The following is a 24,625-nucleotide window of genomic DNA, read 5'->3' as shown; positions in this document are numbered from 1 at the left end:
ATAATTCGCCGTTTAGCCCAACTCTGGACCTCACCGGCCATGCAGGAAAAGTATCAACCCGCGGACGTTGAACTCGCCGCTCAGGAACTCTGGAACAGTAACGGCGCGGCGCGCGCCGTCGAAGACCCGAGCCGGCCAAAATACTACTGCCTGTCGATGTTCCCCTATCCCTCGGGCAAGCTGCACATGGGCCACGTCCGCAACTACACCATCGGCGACGTCCTGGCGCGCTTCCACGGCATGCTCGGCTACAACGTCATGCAGCCGATGGGCTGGGACGCTTTCGGGATGCCGGCCGAAAATGCGGCGATCCAGAACAACGTTCCGCCGGCGCAGTGGACCTACGCCAATATCGACTACATGAAGACGCAGCTCAAGCGTCTGGGATTCGCCATCGACTGGCAGCGCGAGATCGCCACCTGCACGCCGGCGTATTACCGCTGGGAGCAGTGGCTGTTCACCCGCCTGTACGAGAAGGGGCTGATCTACCAGCGGCTGGGAAGCGTCAATTGGGACCCCGTTGACCAGACGGTGCTGGCCAACGAGCAGGTCATCGACGGCCGCGGCTGGCGTTCGGGGGCGCCGATCGAGAAGCGCGAAATCCCGATGTATTACATGCAGATCACCGCCTACGCCGAGGAGCTGCTGGCCGGCCTCGACCAGCTCGACGGCTGGCCGGAGCAGGTGCGGCTGATGCAGAAGAACTGGATCGGCAAGAGCACCGGCGTGCGCTTCGCTTTCCCGTACCAGCTCGACGGCGAGGCGGGCCGGTTGTGGGTGTTCACCACTCGCGCCGACACCATCATGGGGGTTACCTTCTGCGCGGTCGCCGCCGAACACCCGCTGGCAGCTTACGCCGCCGCGCGCGACCCGCGGGTGGCGGCCTTCGTTGACGAATGCAAGCGCGGTGGCGTCGCCGAGGCCGACCTGGCGACGATGGACAAGAAGGGGATGGCCACCGGCATCTTCGTCAGTCATCCCCTGAGCGGCGAACAGGTCGAGGTGTGGATCGGCAATTACGTGCTGATGAGCTACGGTGACGGCGCGGTGATGGCCGTTCCGGCGCACGACGAACGCGATTTCGCCTTTGCCAAGAAATACGGCCTGTCGATCAAGCAGGTGATTGCCGTGCCCGGTGAGACTTTTTCGCTCGACGGCTGGCAGGAGTGGTACGCCGACAAGCAGCGTGGCGCGTGCGTCAATTCGGGCAAGTACGATGGCCTGGCCTGCGCCGAAGCGATCGACGCCATTGCCGCCGACCTTTCCGCCAGGGGCCTGGGCGAGAAGAAAGTCCAGTTTCGCCTGCGCGACTGGGGTATCTCGCGGCAGCGCTACTGGGGTTGTCCGATCCCGATCATTCACTGCCCGAGCTGCGGTGCGGTGCCGGTGCCCGACGCCGATCTGCCGGTCGTCCTGCCCGAGAACGTCACCATTACCGGGGCCGGCTCGCCGCTGGGCAGGATGCCCGAGTTCTACCAGTGTACCTGCCCGAAGTGCGGCCAGCCGGCGCGGCGCGAGACCGACACCATGGACACCTTCGTCGAGTCCTCGTGGTACTTCCTGCGCTTCTGCTGCCCGGACAATGACCAGGCGATGGTCGACCAGCGGGTGGCCTACTGGTGCCAGGGCGGCATCGACCAGTACATCGGCGGCATCGAGCACGCCATTCTGCACCTCTTGTACTCGCGTTTCTGGACCAGGCTGATGCGCGACCTGGGCCTTTTCGGCGAGCAAGCGCTCGGCGAACCCTTCGCCAATCTTCTGACCCAGGGGATGGTCGTCGCGCCGACCTTCTACCGCGAGGACGTCCACGGCAAGAAGCAATGGCTGAACCCGGCCGAGGTCGACGCGGTGCACGACGAGCGCGGCCGGGCCGTCGGCGCCAGCTTGCGCACCGACGGTCTGCCGGTGAACGTTGGCGGCATCGAGAAAATGTCGAAGTCGAAGAACAACGGCGTTGATCCGCAGGCGCTGATCGACCAGTTTGGTGCCGACACGGCGCGGCTGTTCATCATGTTCGCCAGTCCGCCCGACCAGTCTCTGGAGTGGTCGGATGCCGGCGTCGAGGGTGCTTTCCGCTTCCTCAAGCGCCTTTGGCGAATCGTTTTCGAGCACCTCTCAGCCGGGCCGTTGGTGGCGTTTGCAGATGGCGAGGCGTCGCCCGAGTTGAAGAACCTGCGCCGCCAGTTGCATCAGACGATTGGCAAGGTTGCCGACGACTACGGCCGGCGCAAGCAGTTCAACACCGCCATTGCCGCGGTGATGGAGCTGCTCAACGCCTATACCCGCGTTGGCGGCGATTCGGCGGCCGTTCGCGCGGTCAGGCAGGAAACCCTCGAAGCCGTCGTGCTGATGCTCAGCCCGATTGTCCCGCACGTCTGCGACGCGCTGTACGCGGCGCTCCGGCCCGGCCGTACGGCCAGCACGCAGGCCTTCCCGACGCCCGACGCCAGCGCCCTGGTGCAGGATGAAATCGAGCTGATGCTGCAGATCAACGGCAAGTTGCGAGGCAGTCTGCGGGTGCCGGCCGGTGCCGACCGGGTGAGCATCGAAGCCGCCGCGCTGGCCTGCGACGCGGCGCGCAAACACCTCGCCGGCGCCGCGCCCAGGAAACTGGTGGTGGTTGCCGGCCGGCTGGTCAACATTGTCGTCTGAGACCTTGAGGAATACGCCGATGCGCGTCGCGCTGCCGTCCAAGCTGCTGTCCCTGTGCCTGACCACGGTCCTGGCGCTGCTGGCCGGCTGTGGCTTCCAGTTGCGGGGTTCCTACTCGCTGCCATACGAGAGCCTGTACCTGGCGATGCCGGATTATTCGGTGGTCGGCGCCGACCTCAAGCGGGCCATCCGGTCGTCCGGGACGACGCGCCTGGCGCTGACCGCCAGCGACGCCGAGGCGACGCTGCTGCCCGGGCAAGAATATCGCGACCGGGTCATTCTCTCGGTCTCCGGTACCGGCCGGGTCAGCGAGCTGCGCCTGCGCTACCTGTACACCTATCGGGTGACCGACGCCAGGGGACGTGATCTGGTGCCGTCGGGGACCATCGAACTGATCCGCGATCTGACCTACGACGACTCCAACGTGCTCGCCAAGCAGCAGGAGGAAACCCTGCTTTGGCGAGACATGGAGAATGACCTGGTGCACCAGTTGATGCGCCGCCTGGCGGCGGTCAAGCCGGTGCCTCCGGTCGCCGCCGAGTAAGCGGGCCGGCGATGCAGATCAAGGGCGAACAGCTCGCGGCGCATCTCGAACGCGAGCTCAAGCCGGTCTATCTGGTTCATGGCGATGAACCGCTGCTGGTCATCGAAGCCGCCGACGCGATTCGCGCGGCGGCGCGCCGGCGCGGCTTCGACGAGCGTGAAGTGCTGGCCGCGATCGCCGGTTTCAACTGGAACGACCTCTATCACGCGGCCGGCAGCATGTCGCTGTTCGGTGGCCGCAAGCTGATCGACCTGCGGCTGTTGACCGGCAAGGCGGGCCGCGACGGCAGCGCTGCGCTGCAAGCCTACTGCGCGCGTCCGTCGCCGGATTCGTTCCTGCTGGTGACCATGACCGGCGCCGACTGGCGGGAGGAGAAAGCGGCCTGGGTGACGTCGCTGGCGACGGCCGGGGTGGTTGTCAAGCTGATTCCGCCGGGCCTGTCCGAGCTCCCGGCGTGGCTTGCCGGCCGCCTTGCCCGTCAGCAGCAAAGCGCCAATGCCGCCGGCCTGCGGTTCATCGCCGAGCGGGTAGAGGGCAATCTGCTGGCCGCGCATCAGGAACTTCTCAAACTGGGCGTGCTGTACCCGCCCGGCGCGCTGCGCCTCGACCAGATCCGCGACGCCGTGCTCAATGTCGCCCGCTACGACCTCGACGGCCTGCGCCAAGCGCTGCTGGCCGGCGACGTGGCGCGCCTGACGCGGACTATCGATGGTCTGCAGCAGGAGGGCGAGGCGCCGCCGCTGGTGCTCTGGGCGATGACCGAGGAAGTGCGCGCGCTGGCCCAGATCAACGCCGGTCTCGATGGGCGCCGGCCGCTCGACGCGCTGCTCAAGGAGGCCAGCGTCTGGGGTCTTCGTCAGGCGCAGGTCCGGCGCGCCCTGCAGCGGGTGGACGGCAAGCGGGCGAGGGCCGCGCTGGCGCAGGCGGCGCGCATCGACCGGATGATCAAGGGACTGGCGAGCGGCGACGTGTGGAACGAGTTCCGGCGGCTGGCTCTGAACGTCGCCGTCGCCTGAGAAACCGGGGAAGGTGGCGGCAGCGGTGGCGGCCAGCGCCGGCAGTTGCGTCGCCGCGCAGGCTTCAGGCGGTCCCGCCATCCTCCAGGTCCGCTGCCGGGTCGCCTGGCGCCAGGTGTTCCCAGACGCAGTTCTCGGTCTCGCCGCGCACGTCGTTCAGGCTGTGCGAGGTCTTGCTCTGCACCAGGCACTCGCCGGCGCAACTTTCGCCGACCACCACCACCCGCAGTTCGCTATTGACCGTGCGCTCGCCATCCCAGTAACTGCAGGTTGCGCAGACTTTTACTTCCGCAGGCAGAATCAGTTTGCGTTTCATCAGCGACTCGGGGGCGTAAGGTGAAAATGAGGAGTAGCCTTGTGAGTCCATTTCTTTCCCTTGGTTCCGTTGACCCTTGCGTCCGGTCGATGGCTATAATCGCTAATCCACCGTTCGCCGCGCTGCAGCACGGCGCTCATTGTCGCGCGAAATACCTCATCCGGACCAGCGTTTTCGGGCATCATTGAGCGATCGGCCGTCACCAGCGGCCGGCTGCCGGACACTGCCCGGCGCAAGCTGGCTGGCGGGTCCGCGCAACCGGAAATCCAGGAAGCAAGGAAGTCCTCATGAACGTCGAGCAGTACGTGCAGACCGTCGGCCGGCAGGCTCGCGAAGCGTCGCGGGCCATCGCTTGTGCCGACAGCAACACCAAGAACAACGCCCTGCGCGCGATTGCCTCGGCGATCCGGCGCGAAAGCGGGGCGCTGGTGGCCGCCAATCGCGATGACCTGACCGCCGCTGCTGCTGCCGGCCTCGAACCGGCATTGCTCGATCGTCTGACGCTCTCGGCGAACGGCGTCGCGGCGATGGCCGAAGGCGTAGACCAGGTCGCCGCGCTGGCCGATCCGGTCGGTGAGATCAGCGACCTGAGGTTTCGCCCCAGTGGTATTCAGGTCGGCCGGATGCGCGTGCCGCTGGGGGTGATCGGGATCATCTACGAGGCGCGTCCGAACGTCACCGCCGACGCCGCGGCGCTGTGCCTGAAATCGGGCAATGCGGCGATCCTGCGCGGTGGCTCCGAGGCGATCCGCAGCAATCGTGCGATTGCCGCGCTGATCCAGGAGGGACTGGCCAGCGCCGGCCTGCCGCCGACCGTCGTCCAGGTCATCGAAACCACCGACCGCGCCGCCGTCGGTCATCTGATCAGCTCGCGCGAATACGTCGACGTGGTCGTCCCGCGTGGCGGCAAGGGCCTGATCTCGCGGCTGCTGGCCGAGTCGCGGGTGCCGATGATCCAGCACCTCGATGGCAACTGCCACGTCTACATCGATGACGACGCCGACCCGGAGAAAGCGCTGCAGATCGTCGAAAACGCCAAGACGCAGCGCTACGGCACCTGCAACACCGCCGAGTCGCTGCTGCTGGCGCGTTCGGTCGCCGCGCGCCTGCTACCGCCGATCGCCGCGATGCTCAGCCAGAAGGGCGTCGAGATTCGCGGCTGTCCCGAAAGCATGGACCTGGTCGCCGTCGCGCGGGCGGCGAGCGAAGAGGACTACGCGACCGAGTTCCTGGCGCCGATCATTTCGGTCAAGGTGGTCGACGGGCTCGACGAAGCGATCGCGCACATCAATCACTACGGTTCGCATCACACCGACGCGATCGTCAGTGAAAATTACACGGCGGCGCTGCGCTTCCTGCGCGAGGTGGACTCGGCTTCGGTGATGGTCAATGCCTCGACCCGTTTCGCCGACGGCTTCGAATACGGTCTCGGCGCCGAAATCGGCATCTCGACCGACAAGATTCACGCTCGCGGCCCGGTCGGTCTCGAAGGACTGACCAGCCAGAAGTGGATCGTTCTTGGCAACGGCGAAGTGCGCGCCTAGCCGGGGATGGACGGGGGTGGAGTGGATGGAGTGGGTCGGTCGGGAATTGGCAGTGTTCTGGCAGAGTCCGCCGCTTTCCGCGAGCTTCGTCTGCCGACCTGCAGAGCAAGGCGGATGCCTCTGCAGCGTGCCTCGAATCCGCCGGACCAGAGCAAACCGTAAAGGAGACTCGATGAAAAACCTGCTGATGGCGGTGCTTGCCGCCCTGTCGTGCCAGTTGGCCCACGCTGTCGAAGTGGCCGGCGTCAAGTTCGATGACCAGACCCGGGTGGGCAGTGGCGAGACCGTGGTCAACGGCGCCGGGCTGCGCAAGAAGGCCTTCTTCAAGGTCTACGCGATGGCGCTCTACCTGCCTGCGAAACACGGCGAGGCCGAGGCGGTGCTGGCTGCCAGCGGCGCCAAGCGGATTTCGATCAGCCTGCTGCGCGACCTTACCGCCAAGCAGTTCGTCGACGCGCTGGAGGAAGGCATGACCAACAACCATTCGGACGCTGAAATGGCGGCGCTGAAAGACCGTCTGAAGCAACTCTCCGACACCATGCTGGCGATCGGCGAGGCCAAGACCGGTACGACCATCGTCATCGACTGGCTGCCCGACAGCGGCACCCGCCTGACCGTGAACGGCCAGGTGAAAGGCAAGGACATCGCCGGCGAGGATTTCTACCGGGCGCTGCTCAAGATCTGGCTTGGCAACAAGCCGGTGCAGGATGATCTCAAGCAGGCGCTGCTCGGCAAGGCGTCGTGAGCGTGACATCGGTCAGGTGAGTGCGTCTCCCGACCCATCCTGCTATCAGGCGGTGGTCAGCGCGCCGGGGTTCTCGCTCGCGGTGCGTTGCGACGACGACGAAATTGAGCGCATCGCGTTCCTGCCAGCCGGCGCGGCAGTGACCCCGGGCAACGCGCTGGCTGCTGAAGCCGTGCGCCAGCTGCACGCCTATCTGGCCGACGCCGGATTCGTCTTCGGGCTGCCGCTGCGGCCGTCTGGAACGCATTTCCAGCGCCGCGTCTGGCAGCAGATCGCGGCCATCCCGACGCACCAGACGCGCACCTATGGCGAGCTTGCCAGGGCGCTGCACAACGCGCCGCGGGCCGTTGGCCAGGCCTGCGGCGCCAACCCCTTTGCGGTGGTCGTCCCCTGCCATCGTGTCCTTGCCAGCGGTGGTGGGCTGGGCGGATTCGCCCGCCAGAACGGCGGCTTCCTGCTCGACGTCAAGCGCTGGCTGCTGGCGCATGAAGGCTGCTGAGGCGGACGCCGCCGAAACCTTCGATGTCGCGGATGTCGCGGATGTCGCGGATGTCGCCGAGATCGACGCCTTCTGCGACACGCTGTGGCTCGAAGACGGACTGGCCAAGGCGTCGCTGGCCAGCTACCGCAGCGACCTGATGCAATTCGCCGGCTGGCTCGCCGGGCAGCAGCTCGGCAGCCTGTGTGCCATCGACCAGGCGACGCTGATGCGCTTCGTCGCGAAGCTCTCGCAAACGCTGCGCGCCTCGTCGCAGGCACGCTACCTGTCGACGCTGCGTCGCTTCTATCGGTACCTGCTGGCGCGCGGCCGGCGGAGCGACGACCCGACGCTGAAGATCGCCATGCCGGCGACGCCGTCGCGGCTGCCGAAGGTGCTCTCCGAAGTGCAGGTCGAGCGCCTGCTCGCCGCGCCATCGCCCGAGACGACGCTTGGCCAGCGTGACCGGGCGATGCTCGAAACGCTCTACGCTACGGGCCTGCGCGTTTCCGAGCTGGTCGGGCTGAAGGTCTTCGAACTCAGTCTCGAGATGGGCGTGCTGCGGGTCTTCGGCAAAGGCAGCAAGGAGCGTATCGTGCCGCTCGGCGAAGTGGCCGGCGACTGCTTGCGGCGCTATCTTGCCGAAGGACGGATGGTGCTGCTCGCCGGGCGCCAGAGCGACGACCTGTTCCCGACCGCGCGCGGCTCGGCGATGACCCGGCAGGCGTTCTGGCAACTGATCAAGCGCTACGCGCTGCTGGCCGGAATGGACCCCGCGCGCCTGTCGCCGCACGTGCTGCGTCATGCCTTCGCGACGCACCTGCTCAACCACGGCGCCGACCTGCGCGTCGTCCAGCTGCTGCTCGGCCATTCGGATATCTCGACGACGCAGATCTACACCCACGTCGCCCGCGAACGGCTCAAGTTGCTGCACGCCGCACATCATCCGCGCGGCTGATCCGAGCCCAGGCCCGAGCGCTTCGCTTCAGCGATTGCAGTAGTGCACGGTGCCCGCGAGCGTCGCCCCGGTCGGCCACTGACTTCCTGTTTGTTGCCGGGTCGCCGGGCTTTCGACTTCCAGCAGCGTGATGCTTCCGAAATCGAGCGCCAGCTGGCTCCACTCGCCGACCGGCAATTGCAGCCAGTGACCGAGGGCGCAACGGATCACGCCGGCGTGTGTGACCAGCGCCGCGCGCGGTCCGCGCAAACCCGCGACACAGTCGACGACGCGCCCCTGCAGCATGGCCGCCGATTCGCCGCCCGGCGGTACGAAGTGCAGCAGGTCGGTCGCCCAGGCATCGAGAGACTGGCGGCCGATCTGCTCCCAGCGCTGGCCTTCCCATTGACCGAAGTCGATTTCCATCAGCCGCCGATCGAACAGCGGTCGCGGATGCAGGGCTTGGGCGAGCGCGCGAGTCCGCCGCAAGGGACTGGCGAGTACCGGCGTGCCGGCCGGCAGCAGCGGCCGCAGGCGCGCGGCCAGCGCTTGCGGTGGTTCCGCGTCGACGTCAAGCTGACCGTAGCAGATGCCGGCGTCGATCAGCGGCCGTGGATGGCGGATCAGGAAAAGTTGCACAGCAGCCCGAGGTAGAAAGCCACTTCCGAGAGCTGCTGCACGGCACCCAGACAATCGCCGGTGTAGCCGCCGATCTGGCGGCGGAACAGGCGTGCCAGCCAGAATGTCGCCAGGGCGGCCAAGAGGACGCCCAGCGCCGCCTGCGCCGGTGGCAGAAAGAGCAGCGGCAGCAACGCGGTAGACGCGGCGAAACCCAGCTCGTCCCAGCTGATGCGAGTGGCCAGCGGCTTCGCCTTGCCGTCATCGCGGACGTAATCGAGCGAGCGCAACAGCGTCGTCGAGGCGAATCGCGAGAGCGTATGGCCGGCCACCAGCGCCACTGGAATGAGCGGCGGCGGCAACGCGATCAGCGCCGAGAAGCGGGTCAGCAGCAGCATCACCAGCGCCACGGCGCCGAAACTGCCGATGCGCGAGTCCTTCATGATCGTCAGAATCTGCGCCTTTTCCCAGCCGCCACCGAAACCGTCGACCATGTCGCTCCAGCCGTCCTCGTGAAACGCGCCGGTCAGGTAAATCGAACTGGCCATCGCCGCCAGTACCGCCAGCGAGGCCGGCCAGAACTGCGCGCAGAACATGAAGACCAGCGCGGCGATCGCGCCGACCAGCAGACCGACCGCCGGAAAGTAGCGCGCCGCCCGGTCCAGGGCCTCGCTGCTGTGACCGACCCACGCCGGGACCGGCAAGCGCGTGAAGAAGCGCAGGGCGCCGAAGAAGTACTCGAGTTCGTTCCTGATCATGGCCTGCAGGCTCCCTGCCGTCGACCTTGCGTCCCCGATCGCCGGCGGCTAGCCGAGCCGCGACAACAGGCTCAGAAAGTCCTCGGCGTTCATGAAACCGACCACGCGCACGCCATCGATCTCCCGTCCTTCGCCGTCGAAGAAAAGGATTCCCGGCGGGCCGTAGAGACCGAAGCGCTGCAGTAGCGCCTTGTCGTCGTCCGAGTTGGCGGTGACGTCGGCCTGCAGCAGCGTCCAGCCCGCCAGCTTCGCCCGGACGCGCGCGTCGGCGAAGGTAAAACGTTCCATTTCCTTGCACGAGACGCACCAGTCGGCGTAGAAATCGAGCATCACCGGTTGGCCGGCGGTCTTGATCCGGCTTTCCAGTTCGGCCAGCGTTCTGACCCGGGTGAACGGCAGGTGCCTGATTTCGCCGCTGGCCGCGCTGCTGCGCAGGACCGACAGCGGCTGCAGCGGGTCGCGCGAGCCGGCCAGCGCGCCGAGCAGGATGGCGGCACCGCCGATCAGCATGAAGATGCCGATCCCTTTCCAGAAGCGCTGCCAGCCTCTGGCGTGTGGCGGCAAGGAGTCGAGCGCGTGCAGGTAGATCGCCGGGACGATCAGTAGCAGCGCCCAGGCGACCATCTGCGCGACCATCGGAATGACCGGCGACACCAGCCACACGGCGGTCGCCAGCAGGAGCACGCCGAAGGCCTTCTTGATCGCTTCCATCCACGGGCCGGAGCGCGGCAGCAGCGTTCCGGCCGACAGCCCGACGGCAAGCAGCGGCGAGCCCATGCCGACGCCCATCGCGAATAGCGCTGCCCCGCCGAGGACCGCGTCACCCGTTTGACCGATGTACAGCAGCGCGCCGGCCAGCGGCGCGGCGACGCAGGGGCCGACGATGATCGCCGACAGCGCGCCCATCGCCGCGACGCCGGGCAGCGAGCCGCCGCGGATGTGGCTGGCTTCCTCGGACACCTTGCTTTGCAGGAAGGTCGGCAGTTGCAGCTCGTAGAAGCCGAACATCGACAGCGACAGAACGACGAAGATCAGCGCGAAAGCACCGAGTACCCAGGCGTTCTGCAGTGCCGCCGAGAGCAGCGTGCCGGTCATCCCGGCAGCGACCCCGGCGGCGGCGTAGGTGATCGCCATTCCCAGGACGTAGGCCAGCGACAGCGTGAAGCCGCGCGCGTGTGAAACGCCATGACCATCGCGGCCCGAGCCGACGATGATGCTCGACAGAATCGGAATCATCGGGAAGCAGCAGGGGGTCAGCGCCAGCAGCAGCCCGAATCCGAAAAAACTGACGATCAACAGCCAGAAGCTGGCGTTCCTGAACAGTTGCGCGATCCGTCCCGATTCGTCGGCGGCCAGGTCCGGGATCGGCGGTGGCGCACGCGGCGCGACTGCCGGGTCCGGCAGTTCAAGGTCGAGCTTCTGCGTTTGCGGCGGATAGCAGATGCCGGCATCGGCGCAGCCCTGCGAAGTGACCTTCAGGGTCAGCGGCAGCGGTCCCGAGCTGTTGCGTTCGACGGGGACGCGGATCACCGCCTGCTGGTAGTAGACCTCGATCCGGCCGAAGGTCGGGTCGTCTTTGACCTTGCCCGGTGGCAGTGCCGGCACGCCGAGTTGCACTGTTGCCGGCTCGGCGGCGAAACGGAAGTTGTTGCGGTAGAGGTAGTAGCCCTTGGCGATTTCAAAACGGACTTCGATGGTCTGTCCGTCGAGTGCGCGCACAGTTGGCTTGAAGGCGACGGCGGGATCGAGGAACTCGTCGGCGCGCGCCGGACTGGCCAGCGCGATCAGCAGCGAGCCCAGCCAGCAGAACAGAAAAGACAGCGGGGCAGGGCAGTGCCGGCTGGTCATCGCGGGAGGCCCTGGAGATCGTCTGGCGCGCTGGTCGAGTCGGCGACCCAGGCCAGGTAGTCGGGCAGTCCGTGGCTCACCGGCAGGGCGATCACTTCCGGCAGTTCGTAAGGGTGGTGGCTGCGAATCGCCGCTTCGAGCGCAGCGTAGCGTTCGCTGCTGGTCTTGATCAGCAGCGGCACCTCTTCGGCGGTCTCGATTGCCGCGTGCCAGCGGTAGACCGAGTGACATGAGGACAGGATATTGACGCAGGCGGCCAGACGCGCTTCGACGAGTTCCCTGGCCAGAGCCTCGGCGGACGGTCGATCGGGGAGATTGGTGAGGACGAGCAGAATGGTCACAGGGCGCATTCTACTCCTTCAGCGCCTGCTCCTTGCCGGGCGCGCGCTCCGAATCCTCATCGCCACCGCCTGAGAGTCCGCAAGCACTACCGTCTATCGCCGTGGCCGGTCGGAGATGGGCCCAGGCGGCCATTCTCGCAAGCGCATCAACAGACCGGCACTCAGGGCCAGAATGCCGAACATCAGGTGGGCGCTGACCTTGGTGCCGTCCTCGACCGTCATGGTGTTGCGCCGAATTCGTCCTTGAGCCGAGCCTTGCTGCGCTCGGCGACGGTACGCCTGCCATATGGCGACCGCGGTCGGCGCCGACTTCATTTGCTCGCCTGAGTCAGACCGGCGATGATTATCAGCCGTTCTCCGACGCGCCAGTTGGCCGGGCCCGCTTGCACGAACACGCGGTTCGATCCATCCTGCATGCGAACGGTGACTTCGTAGGTCCTGGTTGTCTCGTCGGGCAGTCCGCTGCGGCCGCCCCGCGTCACGTCGCCGGCCGCACCGAATTCGCCGAATTCGCTTCCCTCCCTGTGCTGCCGGATCTCGCGCGTGGATGCGACAACGCCACATTCCTCACACTGGCGCCGGGCCGACAGGGCGCGACTCGCCTGTCCGGCAGAAATCTGCTCTTCCACGCCGACCGGCCAGACCGGCGGCGGGAGGCCGTCGAGGGCTACGCCGAGGTTCTCCACGTCGCCCACACTGGGCACCCAGGCCATCACGGTGGCAATTCCGGCCATGCCGAGCAGGATCAGCGCGACGCCCCCGACCAGCACCCGCAGATGCGGGACTATATTCAGGTTCATTTCCGTACCTTCGCCTTATACCCGGGTTCCGCTGCGGACCGGCATCCCATGGCGTCATCAATACCGCTGCCGGACGGAGACCCTGTCCGCATCGGGATCCTGTTGCGGTCCGCCTGGCAGGTCTTGCGGTAAGCGTTCAATCGCTTGCCCCATGCCGTCGCCGGGTAGGTGCCAGAGCGGCTTGCGCCTCCGCCATCGGGCGCCACGGGCCGCATGGTCCGGCCTATCAGGGCCCCGACAATCCGGGCGGCAAACACCGGCACTGCCGCGACTTCGTCGATCGCTTTCATGACTTCGCTCCCGCGTCATTTGAACCGGCGCTCAAGCGCGTCGGATCCCGGTTCGATGGTCGACCGGCGGGCCCATGGTGGTTCACCCGCCGGGATTCGTCTGTGCGCTGGCGCGCATCCGGAGCGCGCCGCCAGGGCGTCGCGGAAGCCGCCTGCCACTTGCGCAAGGCTGGCCTGAAAGACGTGTCGAAGCAGGTATTTCAAAGCCGCAGGCCCGAACCGATCGGACTGGTGTCCGCAAGGGACTGTGTTCGGCTGCAGCCACGCGCCCGCCGCTACGTCTTGTCATGAACCGACGCTGCAGGATCTCGTCCCGGCGGATCTTCGTGTTCCGCCGCAATGTTCGCCATCGCACAGACCAGATCCGGGAAGGAGCGTCAAATCTCCATCAGGCCGCTTGCTGGCGCGGAAGCAAGCGGACCGTTTCCAGCGTTTTCGCGGCTCGCAGTGGAAGACCCAGAAGGAGAAGTACCATGCTGTACACAATTGCCGTCGTCTTGCTCGTCCTCTGGTTGCTGGGACTGGTCAGTTCCTACACCATCGGTGGTTTCATTCACATTCTGCTGGTCATTGCAGTCGTCATGTTCCTGGTCGGGGTCATCGGCGGGCGCAGGGCGTAGCTAGTGGGGCCCTCCGCGCCGCGACGATAAGAACCGCGGTGCCAGGGGCTCCCCGGCGGCTCATGCTTGCGCGCCGTAGCATCTGCGCCTGCCCGGACACGACGGCGCGGCGCATGCTCAATGAGCGCCTGGCGGCCGTCGGCCTTCGCTCGCCGGCCGGGTCTGCGGCGGGCTGGATTCGGATGCCGCCGGCGTGACCTGCCGGAACTGCACGTCGGACAACAGGCGGCCCAGTTCCGTCCTGACGACGGCGTAGCACTCGCAGGAGTGGGACTCCAGTCCGGCGCGATCGAGCACCGAGATGTGGCCCCGGCGGTAGCTTATCAGGCCGGCCTGCTGCAGATGTCCCGCCGCCTGGGTAATGCTTTCCCGGCGCACGCCGAGCATGCTGGCGACCATTTCCTGGGTCATGACCAGATCGCGCGAGCACACCCGGTCGAGGGTCAGCAACAGCCAGCGGCACAGTTGCTGCTCTACCGAATGGTGCCGCATGCAGGCCGCGGTCTGCGCCATCTGTGTCATCAGCGCCTGGGTGTAGCGCAGCAACACGCGCTGCATCACGCCGGCGCGATTGAATTCCTGCTTCAGCAAGCGGCCCGTCAGCCGGTAGGCGTGGCCGGCGGTTTGCACCACGGCCGAACTTAGGGTGGTGTCGCCACCCATGAACAGTGAAATGCCGACCATCCCTTCGTTGCCCACACCCGCCGATTCGGCCGACGCCCCGGACTCCATGACGTAGTGCAGCGAGACGATGGCGGTGGTGGGGAAATAGGCGTGCTGCAACTGCAAGCCGGGCTCGTAGAGCATTTCACCGAGCGGCAGCTGGACCAGTTCCAGGTGCGCAGCAAAGGGCTCGAACTCCGCCGTTGGCAGCGAAGCGAGAAGACGATTTTGACTGGGATTATGGAGGGGTGACATCGCTAAGCGTCCATCTTCCGTGACCTAGTTCTTGGTGGTGAGTTCGACGCCGATCCCACGATAGCCAATAAAGCGGCAGGACTGGGTGAACATCGGCTCGCCGCTGACCTGAAACTTCTGCTGCGAGCCGTCGGCATTGACGCGGCTGAAGACAAAGTCGAGGAAGGGCTGGCGGGCGGCAATCCTTTCCTGCAGCAGCTTCCGCTCCGCCTCGTTCCAGCCTGCCGGCTGTACCCCGCCGGCATCTCCCGCCAGCGAGTCGACCCGGATGCCGAGCATCTCCAGCACCGGACCGGAGACCTTGGTGAAATTCATGTTCTCGTCCTGCTCCCAGTACCAGTCGGAAGCCAGTTCGGTCAGGCTGCGATAGCGGGCTTCGCTTTCGCGCAGTTCGGCGGTTCGTTCCTGCACCGTCTGCTCGAGCAGCTTGCTGTAGTTCTCGAGCTTCTTGTACAGCAGCCGTACTTCCAGCAGGTTGTGGATGCGCGTCCTGACTTCGACCAGATCGAACGGCTTGCTGACGAAATCCTTGGCACCGGCCCGCAGGGCGCGCAGCTTGTGGCCCGGTTGGGCGGTGATCACCAGCACCGGCAGGTAGGCGTCGGCGTCGTTGGTCTTGAGGCCTTCCATGACCTGGAATCCATCCATCGCGGGCATCTGCAGGTCGAGCAGGATCAGGTCGTAGCGGTTCTTGCGATGCAGCGCGCAGACCTCCTGCGGCGTCATCGTCGAGCTGACACTGGTATAGCCGGCCTCACTGAGCAACTGCTCGAGCAGAGCGACGTTCGACTCCTGGTCGTCGACGATCAGTATGCTGGCCTCGAGGATGTCCGACGCGGTGATCTTCATGCTTTTTCCTTGTTGCCGGCGCGGCCCGCTGCTGCCTGAGCAGCCATTTGCGAAATTGCCAAAGCCATGTCCAGCGCTTCCATGAACTGGTCGACCTTGATCGGTTTGGTCAGGTACTTGAAGAATCCGGCCGCGAGGGCATGCTCGATATCCCGCGGAACAGCATTGGCGCTGAGCGCGATGATCGGGATATGCGCGGTGGCCGGGTCGGCGCGCAGGATGCTCATCGCTTCGAGCCCGCTGATGCCGGGCAGGTTGATGTCCATCAGGATCACCTCCGGCTGGTAGATTCGCGCAAACTCGATCGCGAGATCGCCGTCCGTCGCGCCCAGCATGGTCAGATCGGTGCGACGCGCAATGAGTTGCTCGACGAGTTCCAGGTTGGCCGGATTGTCTTCCACGTACAGCACGGTGCGCAGCGGCGTACCCTCCGACACCTGTGGCCGCACCAGCGCCGCCTGCCCGGTTTCATCGATGGCAAGCAGGGGCGCGGTGGTCAGGCCCAGTTCGACCCAGAACACGCTGCCCACGCCGACGGTGCTGTCGACGCCAATGGTGCCGCCCATCAGTTCGACCAGCCGCTTGGTCACCATCAGGCCGATGCCGGTGCCTTCCTCCGCGGTGGCTTCCCTGCCGAGCCGGTTGAACGGCTGGAACAGCTGTCCCAGCTGTTCCGCAGGCAAACCGGCACCGCTATCCCGAATGCCGATGCGAATCGAATTCGGCGGGAGCATGCCGTACTCGACGACCACCGAGCCTTCCGGCTTGTTGTACTTGATGGCGTTGGACAGCAGGTTGATCAGCACCTGTTTGACCCGGGTCCGATCGGTGCTGACAAAGCAGGGACGATCGAATCGCGGAAAGGTGATGCCGATGCCGCGCTTGTGCGCCTGCGGCTCGATCATCGCCCGGCATTCGAGCAAGACTTCGGCCAGCGAAACCGGCTCGTGCGATAGCGTCGCCTTGCCCGATTCGATCAGCGCCAGATCGAGGATTTCGTTGATCAGCTCCAGCAGGTACCAGCCGGCCTTGAGAATCTGGTCGATGCTGCGCTTCTGGGCGTTCGTCGGCGGCGGCGAGCCGGATTCCATGAGCTGGGCGAAGCCGAGGATCGCATTGAGCGGCGTGCGCAATTCGTGGCTCATGCCTGAAAGAAAATCGCTTTTCGCCCGGTTGACATTTTCCGCCACCGACCTGGCGCTTTCCAGCTCGACGTTCTTGTCCCGCAGTGCCTGATCGAGCCGTTCCCGCTCCACTTCGACCCGCTTGCGCGCCGTGTTGTCGATGCCGATCAGCAGGTAGCCGATCATTGCATCATGATCGTCGCGCAGCGCCGTGACCGAGACGACGGCCGGAAAGCGGCTGCCGTCCTGGCGGATGTAGGTCAGCTCGTAAATGTCCTCGATGCCACGTGAAGCCTTGAACACCAATGCCTCGAAGCCCGGCGTGATGGTGGTTCCGAGCTCAAGGCTCAGCGCTTCGGCGCGCGCGACCACTTCCTGCGGATCGGAGATGTCGGCCGGCGTGATGCTGTTCAGCATGTCGCCGGCGGCATAACCCAGCATGCGCTCGGCGCCGACGTTGAAAAGCTGAATGACGCCCTTGGCGTCGGTGGCGATACACGAGAAATTGGCACTGTTGAAAATCGCGGTCTTCAGGGCGCTGGCCTCGCGCAGCGCCTCTTCGGACCGCTTGCGCGCACTGATGTCGGTCATCGCGATGCGCCCTACCGGCGCGCCATCGAGCCGTGCGGAAGTGCCGTAAAGATGCGCCCAGAATGGCGTGCCGCCGCCATTGACCATCCGGAATTCGGCCGACTGCGGCTCAGCGGTCCCGATGATGCGTTTTTGCATCAGGTAGTAGCGGTCGGCGTCTTCCCTGGCGATGAAGCGGAAGATCGGCTGCCTGACCAGACGCTCACGGGTCACGCCGAACAGGTTGGCTGATGCGAGGTTGGCCTCGAGGATCAGTCCGCGCTCGTTGATCGTGCAATAGGCCACCGGGGCCAGGTCATACAGGTCGAAATAGCGCAGCCTGGCGGCCTGGAGCGACTCCTGCGACTGGCGCAGTTCCTCGTTCTGCATCTCCAGCTCGATCTGGTGCGTGCGCAAGGCCTGCCGCACGGCATACTCCGCGGTCACATCGCGGAACACCAGCACGGCGCCGATCACCTGGCCGTCGCGATCTCGTATCGGTGCGCAACTGTCGGCGATGGCGCATTCGCTGCCATCGCGGGCAATCAGCACGGTGTGGTTGGCCAAGCCCTGTTTGGTGCCATGCGCCAGGGTTTCCAGCACCGGGATGGCGGCGGCTTGCCGGGTTTCCTGGTTGATGATCCGGAAAATCTCGCCTACCGGGCGACCGCTGGCGGCCGCCTGGGTCCAGCCGGTGAGTTGTTCGGCAACGGGATTGAGCAGGGTCACGCGGGCTGCCGCATCGGTGGCTATGACTGCATCGCCGATCGAGTCGAGCGTCACTGCCAGCCTCGTCTCGCTGTCCCGCACGGTGACGTTGGCCCGCTGCAGTTGGGCATTCGTCTCCTCCTGGATATCGAGCAAATGCTGTGTTCCAAGATGAACCAGATCCTTCATCCGCTGCTGTCCTTCGCGATAGACCAAGCGCGCGAACGCCAGGGCAACCAGCAGCGCCAGCACGCTGGCGACAATGCTAACGGTGAACAGGCGGAGCGTGCTCGCCTGGAACTTCGCTTCGCGCTGCGCCAGCAGGCCTTGCTCAAGCTCGACAAAGCCGCGCATCTCGGCACGAATCGAGTCCATCAACTGCTTGCCCTGACCGTCGCGCACAAGCGCCAGGGCGGCCGTCGTGTCATGCCCGCGGCGCAACTCGATGGCCTGCGACATTTCCGCCAGTTTGGCATTGATCAACGGCGTCAGTGCGTCCAGGTGCTGGCGAGCAGCAACTGGCAAGGCACGTTTGTGCAATTCCTCAAGCTGGCGGTCGGTCGCCTCGCGCAGCGACGCATGCGGCGCCAGAAAGGCCTCGTCACCGGTCAACAAATAGCCGCGCTGATCGGTTTCGGCATCCTTCAACGCCGACAGCAGGGCTTCGGCACTGCCGATCACGGCGTAGGTATGCTCGCGCACGCCGGCGGCTTCTTCGATCTGCCGGAACGACCAGAACGACAGCAGCACCGCGAGCCCAACCAGCACGCCTGCCGCCGTCAGCGAAGCAACGGTCTTGTGCGCAGGTTTCAAGGACGACTTGACCCGCGCCGGAAGCGGCGGCCCTTGCTATCGGATAGCCGCGACGCCATCGGCTGTGGCAGCGCGCTGGCCGGGGTGAGACCGTTTCCCGTTTGGGACATGGCTTGTTTCCGTGAAAAGCGCACAAGGATCCGGAGGGGGGAGGCGCCTGCCGCGCCGGCAACAGAAGTTTGCGACTGTCCACGGCCGACTTTACACCACGCCCCTTCCGAGGCGAATCCGATCATCACGTTCTTGGCGACGAACGTCTGTGCGCTGGCACACCTAAGCCGGCCAAGGACGCCCGGACCTGGAGCGTGTTTGGCGCAGGTCCCGGATCCGCGCCTGCGCCGGATCGTGCCGCGCGGCGAGCTTGCCAAGTAGCGCAGGAATCGCCCTCTTGCGCCAGACCAGGAAAGTGCAACGTCATGCAGACAGCCAGCGCCGGCGGGGGCGGGGCAAACAAGCCGTGCCGCACGGCTCAGTCGCTCAGGTCGCGGCCGCGCGGCTTGCGGAAGACGATGTCCGCGAGGCTGGCCGCGCGACGGCCGTAGCGCAGTGCGCCGTTGCCCGCGTCGCGGCACCGCGCGTGGTAACACCGCTCAGTGCCGCCAGGCGCGCGTGACAATCTCGCGGATCAGATGCAGGCGGCGGTGGAAGAAGTGGTCGGCGCCGGGGACGACGATCACCGGCAAATCGAGCGGCTCCGCCCAGTCGATGACGTTAGCCAGTGGCACGGTGCTGTCCTTTGAGCCATGGATGACGATGGTGTCGGCTGGCACGGCCTTGGTGTGGTAGCGGCGCGCGCCTTCGACGAAACCCGAGGCAGTGCCGACCAGCACCAGCCGCTGCGCCGGATGGCCGGCCTCGAGCAGGGCCTCGGCGACGCGCGTCTGGACATAGGCGCCAAAGGAAAAGCCGGCCAGGGCGACCGGCAGATTGCCGAAGCGGCACTTGGCTTCGGCGAGCACCGCCAGCAGGTCTTCGGTTTCGCCGCGGCCGTCGTCGTGCGTTCCCTCGGTCAGGCCGATGCCGCGGAAGTTCGGCCGCAGGGCGACGTAGTCGAGATGGTTGAAGGTGCGCGCCAGCGTCTGGACGACCTTGTTGGTATTGCCGCCGCCGAACAGTGGGTGCGGGTGGCCGATCAGCGCAATGCCGCGGGGCGCACCGGGGTTCTCGACGAGGACATCGATCCTGCCTGCCGGCCCGTCGATCAGGATATGCTCGGGCTGAATTTTCATCGCTAGGCCTTTCTTGTACTGGCGTCGCCAACGGGAAGTCGCCGGCCGTGCACCGCACTCTTCAGGGCGTTCAGATGCGCAACCGGTCGACGACCCGGCCGTGCACCAGGTGTTCCTGGATGATTTCCTCGATGTCTTCGCTGTCGACGTAGCTGTACCACACCGCCTCCGGATAGACCACCAGCACCGGCCCGCTGTCGCAGCGGTCCATGCAGCCGGCCTTGTTGATCCGCACCTTGCCGACGCCCTTGAGCTTCAGTTCGCCGATCCGGTCCTTGGCGTAGGTCTGCGCAGCCGTCGCGCCAGAGTTGTTGCAGCAAGTCTCGCCCGGTCCGCGCTGGTTGCAACAGAAAAAGACATGGTGCTTGAAATAGCTCATACGAATAGGCTCCTTCGCTCGTTTGCCTGCGTCCACGGTCGATTCTAACCCTGATTCGGCCGGCGCAAGAGCGTCGCCGGGAGGCCGAAAGGCGCTTTCCTTCCAGGAGCCCGGGGTGGGCTCGCCGATCGGGTAAGATGCGTGTTTGCCGAGGCAGCCGCAGGCTCTTGCTTGGTCGGCGCCGCGCAGCGCCGGCCGGACCGACCACCGATCATTCCACCATTTTCCGCCATTCAGCCATTCGATGCGTACTCGTGACGACCCTTTTGCCATTCTTGGCGTAGCCAGCGATGCTTCACCCGCGGAAGTCAAACGGGCCTACCGCCGGCTGGCGATGCACTGGCATCCCGATCGCAACCCGTCGGCGGCGGCCGAGGCCGAGTTCAAGCGCGTCCATGCCGCCTACGAGCTGTATTGCGACCCGCAGTGGCTGGCCGAGTGGCAGCAGGCAGCCAGTGCCGCGACCGACAGCGGCGCGTCCGGCGGAGAACCCGGCGAGCCTGGCGGCGAAAGCAGCGGCAAGAGGAGCGGCAACGGTGCCGCTGCGGATTTCACGGAGGTCATGACGCTGACGCTGGAGGAGGCGGCGCTCGGTTGCAGCAAGACGGTCGATCTGGTGCACAGCGTGCGCTGCGCCAACTGTCGCGCCAGCGGCCGCGTGCAGCATCGCAATTCGATTCCCTGCAAACGCTGCAACGGCTGCGGTCGGGTCGGCGGCGGGGCTGGCGGGACGAGTGTCTGCACCGGCTGTGCCGGCCGCGGCTACCTGCGCGAGAGCGATTGCCCGGCTTGCACCGGCAGCGGCTGGCTGCGCCAGTCACGCACCCTGGCGGTTACCGTGCCGCCGGGCCTGCTCGACGGCGAGCGCCTGCGCCTGGCTCGCCAGGCGCCGCTGCGGCCCGGCGACGAAGGCGCCACGGCCGGCGACCTGTACCTCGAAATCAGGTTGGCCAGGCATCCGCTGTTTGTCCTGCGCGGGCGCGACGTTCATTGCCGGGTGCCGGTGAGCATCTACCGCCTGCTCTGCGGCGGACGTATCGAAGTGCCGAGCCTGAGCGGCACGACGACGCTGGAACTTGCCCCGTACCCGCAGCACCCGCTCGAGTATCGCCTGCGCGGGCAGGGGTTTCCCCATCAACGGCGGCGCGTGGCCGGCGACCTGGTACTGCAGCTCGAGCACATCCACCCGGCGAGCATCGGAGCCACGGACGTCGAACTGCTCGAGCGACTCGAAGTAAGCCTGGCCAGCGATCTGGAGCAGCGGGCACCGCAGTTGGCGGCTTGGGAACAACAACTGCGCGCGCGCCGCAACCCGGCCTGAGCGCCGGTCGCCGCCGGTCGGTGTCGCCTTACAGACGGCGGCCGAGGGCGGTAAGATACGGCAGGGCGAGGAAAGGCCACAGGCTCGCGGCCCAGCGGGTCAGCCCGTTGAAGTTGAGAAAGTGTCCCTGGCGCCAGGTCGCCAGCGCGGCTTCGGAGTAAGGATTCGGCGGCGTCAGATTGACCAGCGCGGTACCGGCCATCAGCGCGACGCCGGCCAGGGCAATCCGGTGCGCCGCCGGCAGCAGCAACATCAGCGACAGCAACACGCCACCGATCAGCAGGCCCAGCCGGGCTCCGGGGGTCAGCCAGGCCAGCGCGTCCTGCGGCGCGACCAGGACCGAGGCGGCGAGTGTCCTGATGGCCAGCGCCAGGACGAAAAGACAGATCAGAAGCAGGTGCGGATAGCTCCGATCGATCAGCAGCGCGCGCCCGAAAAGGCCAATGACGATGGTGTTGCAGACGATGACGCCGGTTTCCAGGACGAAGAACGCCGGTGCGGCATAGGGCACCGCCGGCGTCAGCCCGAGCACCTGGCGCAGGTCGCCGACACCGAACAGCAGGGTTTCCGGTGACAGCTGCGTCAGCAGCCAGATGCCGAGCAGCACCAGGCCGAGTTCGGCTTGCGGGATCGGCGCCAGCCAGTCCTGCTGAAAGCGAGCGATGCGCCGAATGATCGCCTTGCCGCTCCACACCGCAAGCACCGCGCCGATTGCGCTGCCGGCGGTGTTGCACGCCAGATCGACATTCGACGGCACCCGCGTCGGCAGCCAGTTCTGCAGACATTCCATGGCCAGGCTGAACAGGCTGCCAAGCAACAGCGCGGCGATCGCCGCGGACCAGCGGCCAGGCAGGCGGCGCAGGGTCAGCGCCAGCAGGAAGCCCAGCGGCAGGTAGACGATGACGTTGACCGAGAGGTCGAAGCCCGTCCAGTAGCGCGGCCAGCCGGCGTCGAGAAACTCCAGCGGCGAGATGCCGAGATCGCGCCAGTTGGCGAAGGGGTACAGGCTGGCGTAGCTGATCAGGACCAGGTAAGCGAGTGTCAGGTACAGCGGCAGCCGCGTCGGCCGCGGCAGCCCTGGTCGCGCCGCCGTTTCGTCCGCCGGGGGCGCTGGCTGGGCCGGGGTGGGTGGTGCTTGCTCCATCAGCGTGGCGTCGAGCATTGCGAAGCAGGCATTCTAACGCCTCGTGGCGATCGGCACGGTGATGATCTCTGGCGCCGCGCGGGATCGGTGTCGGCTGCAAGGATGATCTCGCCGCGTCAGTCTGCCGCTCGCTCGGTGCCGCTGGCGGTCGTCGGGGGGCACCATCGATCTTCCACGCGATCAACATCCGGCGCCGCTGCGGTGGCGATTTGTGCGACACTTTGATCTTTCAACTTGCCCCGGCCGCCAACACGGCCATCTGGGAGACACGCCTTGGCAAAACCAAATTACCAGTTCGAGAAGCGCCAGAGAGAAATCGAGAAGAAACGCAAGCAGGAGGAAAAGCGGCAGTTGGCGCTTGCCGCGAAGGCCGCAGCGGACGGCGACGCTTCGCCAGGCTCGGCCGAGCCGGCTGCGTCGACCGAATCCGAAGGCGCGGCGCCGACGACCGGAAGCTGAGCGACGCGGCCTGGCGGTATCGGGCGTCGTGGCGCTGACTTTTCTGCTGCTGTGCGCGCCCGGCTTGCTGGTTGCCGCTGCCGGCCTGCTGGCCGGCTTCGTCTTTCTGGCGGGCTTGCGGCTGCCCAGGGTGCAGCGTGGCGGGGTGGTCACGCTGATCCTGCCGCTGACCGGCGAGGCGAGGGGGCTGCTCACCCTGCTGCGGGCGATCGAAGCGCAAACCCTGAGTCCGCGGCGCTTGTTGATCTGCGTCGAGAGCACTTTCGACCCGGCTTACGCCAGAGCCACCCGGATGGCGGGCGAAACGCGGTTGCCGGTCGACGTGGTGATTGCCGGCGAGGCGACCAGCTGCGCCCAGAAGTGCCGTAATCAGATCGCCGGGCTGCAGCGCATCGATGGCCGCGACGAAGTGGTGGTCCTGCTCGACGCCGACATCGTGCCGCCGCCATGGTGGCTGTCGGCGCTGGCTTCGCCGATCGTCGACGGCAGCGCCGACATCGTCACCGGCTACCGCTGGCCGACGATCGGGAGCGGGCGGCTCGGTGCGCCCCTGGCCGCGGCGATCGACCGCGGTATTGCCCTGCTGCCGCGTCTGGCGGTCTTCCACGTCACCTGGGGAGGGTCGCTGGCGATGTCGCCGCGCACCCTGAAACGACTGCAGGCGGAGCGCATCCTGGCCGAAACGCTGTCCGACGACTGCACCATCGGCGCGCAGGCGGCGACGCTCGGGCTGCGGGTGTTGACCCGGCGCGCGCTGCTGGTTCCGACGCCGGCGGCCGACGGCGTGGCGGCGCTGTGGCGTTTCGGCCGCCGGCAGTACCAGATCATTCGCGTCTATCGCCCCGGCCTGTGGTGGCTGGCGCTGCTGGCAGTGAGCGCCCGGCTGGCTGCCTGGGGCGTCCTCGTGATGCACCTGGAGGACCGGTGGGCACGCCTGGCGATCGGCGCGCTGCTCGGCGCGGCCTTGCTGGCAGCCGCTCTGCAGGCGCTGGCCGGGCGGCGCCTGGGTTTTCCCGAGCCGCCGGCTGTCCGCCTGGCGCAGCTTGCGCTGTGCGCCGGCAAGCCGCTGGTGGACCTCTTCCACTGGACCCTGGTGCTCGCCGCCAGCGACGCCCGCAGCATTCGCTGGGGTCATCTCACCTACCGGGTTTCCGGTCCGGCACGGATCGCCGTCAGCAGGCGCCGGCCATGGCGCTGATGCTGTCGCTGGCCGGCCGTCTGGCCGGTCGCTCGCGCTTCCTGACGCGCATCGCCGGGCGCCTGGTGGCGCGCGAGTTGCGGCAGCTCAAGGGCAAGCCGGTCGAGCGCCAGTTGCTGGTCTACGACCTTCCGGAAACGCAGCTGGCGCTGGCCAACGACCTGCGCGTCGTCGATACCATCCTCAGCGATCGCGCCGGCAGCTTCCCCAAGGCCAGGGCCCTCGAGCGCCTGCTGCGGCCGCTGATCGGCGGCGGTGTTTTCGGCCAACCGGGCGGCGACCCAATGCTCTCAACGTATCAGAACAAAGTCATACCCCGTTCTTGTAAGCATGTGATAAATGTGGCTTTTGCGTGAATTTTCTGGGGGATGACCGGTTTGGTTTAATCTGGACGAGGTTCTTG

The 24,625-nt window shown here is 66.5% G+C and carries 25 protein-coding genes and 1 pseudogene; 12 read left to right on the top strand and 14 right to left on the bottom strand.

The annotated features are described in order from the left end of the window. Positions 1-39 precede the first annotated feature (39 nt). Genes leuS through holA form a run of 3 tightly spaced genes read left to right on the top strand, consistent with a single transcriptional unit; the run spans position 40 to position 4,215 of the window. The gene (leuS, locus tag Q1L50_RS00245; RefSeq protein ID WP_300335042.1) at positions 40-2,655 is read left to right on the top strand and encodes a leucine--tRNA ligase; all 2,616 of its coding nucleotides are present in this window, start codon (positions 40-42) and stop codon (positions 2,653-2,655) included. A gap of 19 nt (positions 2,656-2,674) precedes the next feature. Continuing rightward, the gene (lptE, locus tag Q1L50_RS00240; RefSeq protein ID WP_300335041.1) at positions 2,675-3,199 is read left to right on the top strand and encodes an LPS assembly lipoprotein LptE; all 525 of its coding nucleotides are present in this window, start codon (positions 2,675-2,677) and stop codon (positions 3,197-3,199) included. An 11-nt stretch (positions 3,200-3,210) separates the two neighbouring features. Beyond that, positions 3,211-4,215, top strand: a complete 1,005-nt coding sequence (gene holA, locus Q1L50_RS00235) for a DNA polymerase III subunit delta (RefSeq protein WP_300335040.1) — start codon at positions 3,211-3,213, stop codon at positions 4,213-4,215. A 64-nt stretch (positions 4,216-4,279) separates the two neighbouring features. Here holA and Q1L50_RS00230 read toward each other — a convergent pair whose 3' ends face one another. Continuing rightward, a complete protein-coding gene (locus tag Q1L50_RS00230; RefSeq protein ID WP_300335038.1) occupies positions 4,280-4,531 on the bottom strand; it encodes a hypothetical protein in 252 nt (83 codons plus the stop codon). Between the two features lie 287 nt (positions 4,532-4,818). Between Q1L50_RS00230 and Q1L50_RS00225 the strand changes: the two genes are divergently transcribed. The 4 genes from Q1L50_RS00225 to xerD all read left to right on the top strand — a co-directional run bounded on the left by Q1L50_RS00225 (position 4,819) and on the right by xerD (position 8,256). Next, positions 4,819-6,075, top strand: coding sequence for a glutamate-5-semialdehyde dehydrogenase (locus Q1L50_RS00225; RefSeq protein WP_300335037.1), 1,257 nt, complete (start codon positions 4,819-4,821; stop codon positions 6,073-6,075). A 172-nt stretch (positions 6,076-6,247) separates the two neighbouring features. After that, on the top strand, positions 6,248-6,820 hold the full coding sequence (locus tag Q1L50_RS00220; protein ID WP_300335035.1) for a chalcone isomerase family protein: 573 nt from the start codon (positions 6,248-6,250) through the stop codon (positions 6,818-6,820). A 16-nt stretch (positions 6,821-6,836) separates the two neighbouring features. Next, a complete protein-coding gene (locus Q1L50_RS00215) occupies positions 6,837-7,319 on the top strand; it encodes a methylated-DNA--[protein]-cysteine S-methyltransferase (protein WP_300335033.1) in 483 nt (160 codons plus the stop codon). Further along, positions 7,306-8,256, top strand: coding sequence for a site-specific tyrosine recombinase XerD (gene xerD / locus Q1L50_RS00210; protein WP_300335032.1), 951 nt, complete (start codon positions 7,306-7,308; stop codon positions 8,254-8,256). The genes Q1L50_RS00215 and xerD overlap by 14 nt, the downstream gene beginning before the upstream one ends. Positions 8,257-8,283: 27 nt before the next feature. Here the strand turns inward: xerD and cobC are convergent, their stop codons facing one another. The 7 genes and pseudogenes from cobC to Q1L50_RS00175 form a co-directional block, all read right to left on the bottom strand. Beyond that, entirely contained in the window at positions 8,284-8,874 is a 591-nt protein-coding gene (gene cobC, locus Q1L50_RS00205) for an alpha-ribazole phosphatase family protein (RefSeq protein ID WP_300335030.1), read from the bottom strand. Further along, positions 8,859-9,611 carry an adenosylcobinamide-GDP ribazoletransferase gene (locus Q1L50_RS00200; RefSeq protein WP_300335029.1) on the bottom strand — a complete coding sequence of 251 codons (753 nt, stop codon included), beginning with the start codon at positions 9,609-9,611 and terminating at the stop codon, positions 8,859-8,861. Before Q1L50_RS00200 ends, cobC begins: the two co-directional genes overlap by 16 nt. A 48-nt stretch (positions 9,612-9,659) precedes the next feature. After that, positions 9,660-11,459: a protein-disulfide reductase DsbD gene (gene dsbD / locus Q1L50_RS00195; protein WP_300335027.1), complete on the bottom strand. Its 1,800-nt coding sequence runs from the start codon at positions 11,457-11,459 to the stop codon at positions 9,660-9,662. After that, complete coding sequence (gene cutA, locus Q1L50_RS00190) at positions 11,456-11,809, bottom strand: divalent-cation tolerance protein CutA (RefSeq protein WP_300335026.1); 354 nt, start codon at positions 11,807-11,809, stop codon at positions 11,456-11,458. Before cutA ends, dsbD begins: the two co-directional genes overlap by 4 nt. A gap of 84 nt (positions 11,810-11,893) precedes the next feature. Then, positions 11,894-12,078, bottom strand: a pseudogene (locus Q1L50_RS00185) (hypothetical protein); the annotation flags it as partial. A 33-nt stretch (positions 12,079-12,111) separates the two neighbouring features. Then, positions 12,112-12,600 carry a hypothetical protein gene (locus tag Q1L50_RS00180; protein WP_300335024.1) on the bottom strand — a complete coding sequence of 163 codons (489 nt, stop codon included), beginning with the start codon at positions 12,598-12,600 and terminating at the stop codon, positions 12,112-12,114. Next, positions 12,597-12,890 carry a hypothetical protein gene (locus Q1L50_RS00175; RefSeq protein ID WP_300335023.1) on the bottom strand — a complete coding sequence of 98 codons (294 nt, stop codon included), beginning with the start codon at positions 12,888-12,890 and terminating at the stop codon, positions 12,597-12,599. Before Q1L50_RS00175 ends, Q1L50_RS00180 begins: the two co-directional genes overlap by 4 nt. Before the next feature lie 473 nt (positions 12,891-13,363). Here Q1L50_RS00175 and Q1L50_RS00170 point away from each other — a divergent pair, with 473 nt between their 5' ends. Next, positions 13,364-13,510: a lmo0937 family membrane protein gene (locus Q1L50_RS00170; RefSeq protein ID WP_300335022.1), complete on the top strand. Its 147-nt coding sequence runs from the start codon at positions 13,364-13,366 to the stop codon at positions 13,508-13,510. Positions 13,511-13,627: 117 nt separating this feature from the next. Here Q1L50_RS00170 and Q1L50_RS00165 read toward each other — a convergent pair whose 3' ends face one another. The 5 genes from Q1L50_RS00165 to Q1L50_RS00140 form a co-directional block, all read right to left on the bottom strand. Next, positions 13,628-14,428, bottom strand: a complete 801-nt coding sequence (locus Q1L50_RS00165) for a Crp/Fnr family transcriptional regulator (protein ID WP_300335021.1) — start codon at positions 14,426-14,428, stop codon at positions 13,628-13,630. Positions 14,429-14,452: 24 nt separating this feature from the next. Continuing rightward, complete coding sequence (locus Q1L50_RS00160; RefSeq protein WP_300335020.1) at positions 14,453-15,277, bottom strand: response regulator; 825 nt, start codon at positions 15,275-15,277, stop codon at positions 14,453-14,455. Continuing rightward, a complete protein-coding gene (locus tag Q1L50_RS19955) occupies positions 15,274-18,492 on the bottom strand; it encodes a PAS domain S-box protein (RefSeq protein ID WP_366145193.1) in 3,219 nt (1,072 codons plus the stop codon). The genes Q1L50_RS00160 and Q1L50_RS19955 overlap by 4 nt, the downstream gene beginning before the upstream one ends. A gap of 590 nt (positions 18,493-19,082) precedes the next feature. Continuing rightward, positions 19,083-19,721, bottom strand: coding sequence for an alpha/beta hydrolase (locus Q1L50_RS00145; RefSeq protein ID WP_300335018.1), 639 nt, complete (start codon positions 19,719-19,721; stop codon positions 19,083-19,085). Positions 19,722-19,791: 70 nt separating this feature from the next. Beyond that, entirely contained in the window at positions 19,792-20,100 is a 309-nt protein-coding gene (locus Q1L50_RS00140; protein ID WP_300335017.1) for a (2Fe-2S) ferredoxin domain-containing protein, read from the bottom strand. A 244-nt stretch (positions 20,101-20,344) separates the two neighbouring features. On the opposite strand from Q1L50_RS00140, the gene Q1L50_RS00135 reads away from it, so the two are divergent. Then, complete coding sequence (locus tag Q1L50_RS00135) at positions 20,345-21,421, top strand: DnaJ C-terminal domain-containing protein (protein WP_300335015.1); 1,077 nt, start codon at positions 20,345-20,347, stop codon at positions 21,419-21,421. Between the two features lie 28 nt (positions 21,422-21,449). Here Q1L50_RS00135 and Q1L50_RS00130 read toward each other — a convergent pair whose 3' ends face one another. Then, positions 21,450-22,583, bottom strand: a complete 1,134-nt coding sequence (locus Q1L50_RS00130) for a VanZ family protein (RefSeq protein WP_300335014.1) — start codon at positions 22,581-22,583, stop codon at positions 21,450-21,452. Between the two features lie 255 nt (positions 22,584-22,838). Here Q1L50_RS00130 and Q1L50_RS00125 point away from each other — a divergent pair, with 255 nt between their 5' ends. The 3 genes from Q1L50_RS00125 to Q1L50_RS00115 are packed head-to-tail and all read left to right on the top strand — an operon-like array spanning position 22,839 to position 24,578. Next, positions 22,839-23,024: a hypothetical protein gene (locus Q1L50_RS00125; protein ID WP_300335013.1), complete on the top strand. Its 186-nt coding sequence runs from the start codon at positions 22,839-22,841 to the stop codon at positions 23,022-23,024. Between the two features lie 28 nt (positions 23,025-23,052). Beyond that, positions 23,053-24,222, top strand: coding sequence for a glycosyltransferase family 2 protein (locus tag Q1L50_RS00120; RefSeq protein ID WP_300335011.1), 1,170 nt, complete (start codon positions 23,053-23,055; stop codon positions 24,220-24,222). Continuing rightward, the gene (locus Q1L50_RS00115; protein ID WP_300335010.1) at positions 24,213-24,578 is read left to right on the top strand and encodes a hypothetical protein; all 366 of its coding nucleotides are present in this window, start codon (positions 24,213-24,215) and stop codon (positions 24,576-24,578) included. The genes Q1L50_RS00120 and Q1L50_RS00115 overlap by 10 nt, the downstream gene beginning before the upstream one ends. Positions 24,579-24,625 lie beyond the last annotated feature (47 nt).

This window comes from Accumulibacter sp. (genome assembly GCF_029255145.1).
In the GTDB taxonomy this organism is placed as follows: domain Bacteria; phylum Pseudomonadota; class Gammaproteobacteria; order Burkholderiales; family Rhodocyclaceae; genus Accumulibacter.
Note: the sequence above shows the minus strand (reverse complement) of the source record. Positions and strands in the feature narration are given on the sequence as shown.